The organism is bacterium, assembly GCA_021159335.1.
Classification (GTDB): domain Bacteria; phylum UBP14; class UBA6098; order B30-G16; family B30-G16; genus JAGGRZ01.
On the sequence record JAGGRZ010000158.1, the window covers coordinates 1 to 2662 of the forward strand.

General features: G+C 46.4%; 2 protein-coding genes. Both read right to left on the reverse strand.

Annotated elements, in window-relative coordinates; translation table 11 throughout:
* A partial coding sequence (locus J7J62_08915; protein ID MCD6125273.1) for a hypothetical protein occupies positions 1 to 1660 on the reverse strand: 1660 nt, incomplete at its 3' end.
* 78 nt (positions 1661 to 1738) lie between these two features.
* Complete coding sequence (trmD, locus tag J7J62_08920) at positions 1739 to 2515, reverse strand: tRNA (guanosine(37)-N1)-methyltransferase TrmD (GenBank protein ID MCD6125274.1); 777 nt, start codon at positions 2513 to 2515, stop codon at positions 1739 to 1741.
* Positions 2516 to 2662: the final 147 nt, after the last annotated feature.

Below are 2662 nucleotides of genomic sequence, written 5' to 3' on the forward strand. Positions count from 1 at the left end.
CAAAATTAGCCTGAAAAACCAGTAAAATAAGCGTTTGAATGCCTAATCCCCACACTCCGCCAGCGAACACCCAGCCGAAAACGCTTCTCCTTAAAATTCTTGTTAAAATCACGATCAGGAACAAAAGAATAAGGAAATATTTTGCAAAAGTTCTTACTACGCTGTCCGATAGCGCCTTGGTGGGGATTTTCGTGCCGCCAAGTTTAGCTTGCTGAAGAATCCCCCATAAATACGCCTGCGGGCGCCAATCACGGTTTATGCGCGCAAAATGTGCGCTGGCAAGTTGACGGATAAGTGTTTCCGAACGGTTCCGCTGATATAGTAACGGAAGATATTCAGGGCGAATCGTTGCAGCATTGATGACTCGCAACTTTCTCCCCAAAAGTTTTTTTAGAAAATCAAAACCCTTCTCAGCACTCGCAACCATTAAAACATGCGATTCAGGAAAGTAAATCTGAGCATCTGGAAAAACATTTCTGAATGTCTTCCACACCGAGGCAGCCAGCTCTGATTGATATTCCGACAGAAAGTTCATACCAACCGGCAAAGAGATGGCTACTATCCCGCCAACCCTCACATGTGATTTGAGCTGCTCAAAAAACTCCACCGTCCAGAACCTGTTGTCAACACCGCTTTGCGGAAACCCAGGCGCAACGATTATAACATCGAACTTTTTCGTTGTTCTTGAAAGATATGTCCGAGGGTCCGATGGCACTATCTCTGCTCGAGGGTCTTTTATCGATGACCTTATCGCGGGGATGTTGGCGACCATACTCTCAAGAAGCGGATAATCAACGAAAGGGACTATGACTCGATTCGGATTGTGCTTTAATATGTCTCTTAAAGCTGCGAACTGCAAACCACCCACCAGAAGAACTTCTTTCGGCGAGTCGTGCGCCCACATAACAGGATGAATAATCTGCTCCGCAGAAAGAGTGTCGGCGTTGGAGCATATGAGGTGGCCATTCTCGTATATGTAGGTCTCGTCACCGCGTGAAAGCGACGCAATCCTCCCATAATGTGACTCCTTGAAATTGACAATAAAGCCCGGGAAAAGCAAGCTATCAAAAAATGGAGCCAAAAATTGAGCCGCAAACGCGATAGCTATTGAGGAAAATGCTATCAAAGAATTTTTCGGGAATCCAGCCCTAAGAATTATCAACGCTGCGGGAACAGCCATTATCGCCATAAGCCAGTGAGATGGCAAGACTGTAAGGAGAAACATCGAAATAATGCCAGCAACGAATGCACCAACTCCCTCACAGGCATAAAGCAATCCCGCTTTTGCACCCTTCGATATAGCCGCGAAAGCTCTTCCACCAAAAAACGCCACAAAAGAACACATAGCACCCGCCGCGACAACCCTTAAAACTGGAACTATAACGCCAAGCTCAGGTCTTAAAAACAATGCAGTGATTTTCACGAATAAGGGTATCAAGACAGACAAAAGCACAAGAATCGCCAGAGCTCCCGATGGGCTACCGCTTCTAAATGTTAGGCTTCCGATGGCACCCCAGAAAAGCCAGAAGAAAAGAAGCATCGTGAACAATATCTCAGAAAAACCGTAAACAGCAAAAAGCTCGCGCAGAAGTATGGTTTGCGAAAGTATTGAAAAAACGCCGAGAAGAAAGGCGAGAAGAACTCTTTCGTTAATTTTCATGGTCACCTACTGTTCGTTCAATGCGTATGTAAAAAAGTGATGCCTTTGGGAGCGAGTTCGAAAGAACTATTCTCAAGTTTATTCCGCGCGATTCTCTTTTTCCCTGAGCCGCTCTTTTATCCAGTCTCTCAGCTCGTTTATGAACTCGATGTCCTCGTCAGTAAGTTTTGAAAGCCTTATTAGGTCGGGTCTTCGCTCCATAGTAAGCTTTATACCCTCTCTTCTCCGCCAGCGCCGTATAGCCTCGTGATTTCCCGAAAGCAACACATCGGGCACCTTTTTCCCCATGAACTCCTGCGGCCTCGTGTAATCGGGTGCAGAAAGTATTCGGCTCACATCCGAGAAAGAATCAGTAGCCGCTGAATCCTTGTCGCCCAAAAACCCAGGGATAAGCCTTATCGCCGCATCAATCATAACCATGGTTGGCAATTCGCCCCCCTGAAGGATATAATCCCCGATAGAAAGTTCGGTGGCGTCCATAAGCTCGGATATGCGTTGGTCGAAGCCTTTGTATCGCGCTGCAAAGAATATAAGCGTTTCTGCCCTCGACATTTTCTCAGCCCAGCTCTGGTCGAAAAGCGCACCTCGAGCGGAAGGTATTATTCGCATGGCTTTCTCCCGCTCCTCCTGAGGGATTGAAAGGAATGCCTTTATGACCGGTTCTGGTTTTATCACCATTCCTGCTCCGCCGCCGTATGGTAGGTCGTCAACTGTGCGATGAGGGTCATTGGTGAAATCGCGATAGTTTATGAAATGAAACTCCAAAAGCCCGTTTTCGCAGGCTTTAGCAACAAGCCCACTTTTTATGTAACATTCGAAAAGCTCAGGGAATAAGGTTAATATGTATATTTTCATATTAATTCAGGATGAAATTAATTTTTCACCCAGCAAGCTTTTCAGCGAGCTTCGTCGCGCTTCCCACGGCTCTGAATGCCTCTATGAACTCCTTTGCCACAACATACGCCTCGTCCGCAATAGCTTTCTTGTTCTCCTCAGGGATTG

What these genes read in the sequence shown, in the direction of transcription:
- trmD (MCD6125274.1), bottom strand. Translation starts at nt 2,515, where the DNA reads ATGAAAATATACATATTAACCTTATTCCCTGAGCTTTTCGAATGTTAC.